Annotated in this window: 1 protein-coding gene; it reads right to left on the bottom strand. The window is 68.8% G+C overall.

What is annotated here, in order from left to right; all coding sequences use genetic code 11:
- Window positions 1-18: 18 nt before the first annotated feature.
- A complete protein-coding gene (locus OP86_RS32405) occupies window positions 19-1,209 on the bottom strand; it encodes an IS110 family RNA-guided transposase (RefSeq protein ID WP_030056050.1) in 1,191 nt (396 codons plus the stop codon).
- Window positions 1,210-1,446 lie beyond the last annotated feature (237 nt).

Here is a 1,446-nt window from a genome sequence, read left to right on the forward strand (position 1 = left end):
CACCTCCTAATGCTGTTGTCAAGCAGCCGCTGTGACCGGGAGTCCGCGTTGGAAGCACTGTCCGTCACGAATGAGAGCCCACAGGACGTTCACTCGTCGGCGGGCCAGTGCGAGGACGGCCTGGGTGTGTCGCTTGCCTTCGGCGCGCTTGCGTTCGTAGAAGCGGCGGGACTCCTCGCAGCTGCGGATGCTGATGAGCGCGGAGGTGTAGAAGACGCGTTGCAGGCCGCGGTGGTAGCGCCGGGGGCGGTGCAGGTTGCCGCTGATGTTGCCGGAGTCGCGGGGCACCGGGGCGACTCCGGCGAAGCTGGCGAGGCGGTCGGCGCTGGCGAAGCGGCTCATGTCGCCGGCGGTGGCGGCCAGGAACTCGGCGCCCAGCAGCGGGCCGATGCCGGGCATGCTGGCGATCACTTCGGCGAGGTCGTGGTCGCGAAACCGGGCCGCAATGAGCTTGTCGATCTCGGCGATCTGCTCGTTGAGGCCCATCACCTCCTTCGCCAGGGTATGGATCACCTGCGCGGCGATTCTCTCCCCGGGAACGGTGGTGTGCTGGCGCTCGGCCGCCTCCAGGGCGGCCTGGGCCAGGATGTCGGCAGCGCGGACCTTGCGGTTGCGCAGCCAGGTCTCCAGGCGGCTGCGGCCGGTCCTGCGCAGGGCAGCCGGGGTCTGGTAGCCGGTCAGCAGGACCAGCGGACCGACGTTACCCATTTCCAGGACGCGCTCCAACGCCGGGAAGATTCCGGTGAGTTGGCCGCGCAGTCGATTGATTCTGCGGGTGCGGTCGGCGGACAGGTCGGAGCGGCGGTCGGTGAGGATCCTCAGCTCGACGGCGTGTTCGTCGTCCGGCCGGATCGCGGCCAGGTCCCGGCGCATCCGGGCCTGGTCGGCGATGACGACGGCGTCCTTCGCATCGGTCTTACCCATCCCCCGGTAGCCGGCCGAGGCCCGGTTGACCGCCAGGCCGGGTATGTAGACCAGCTGCTGGCCGTGGTTGAGGAGCACGTTGATCAGCAGGGCGGCCATGCCGTCGGCGACGTCGACCGCCCAGACCACGTCTGTCTCCATCGCCAGCACATCGGCGAGCAGGGCCAGCAGCTCCGGTTCGTCGTTCAGGACCCGGCGCGAGAGCAGCTTCCTGCCCTCGGCGTCCAGGACCACGCAGTGGTGGTGGGTCTTGCCGATGTCCGTGCCCGCCCAGATCTGGGCCACCTGTTCCTCCGGTCGTTCGATCGCGTGCTGTGCTCCGGACGACCTCGCCAGCGTGGTCCTACTCAGCGATGCACCCGAGGGGCTCGCAGCTCCTAATCAGCGGTCGAGTCGTCGTGAGACGCCGGGCGGCCAGGTGTGGGGAACCATCGCGTGCAACCGCCTGAAAGCCATACCCGGCGTCTCTGGGCCTCTGGACCTTACGACGGCCCGTCCAACCCATGCCAACAACGTAGGACC

It is taken from the genome of Streptomyces novaecaesareae (assembly GCF_000716875.1).
In the GTDB taxonomy this organism is placed as follows: domain Bacteria; phylum Actinomycetota; class Actinomycetes; order Streptomycetales; family Streptomycetaceae; genus Kitasatospora; species Kitasatospora novaecaesareae.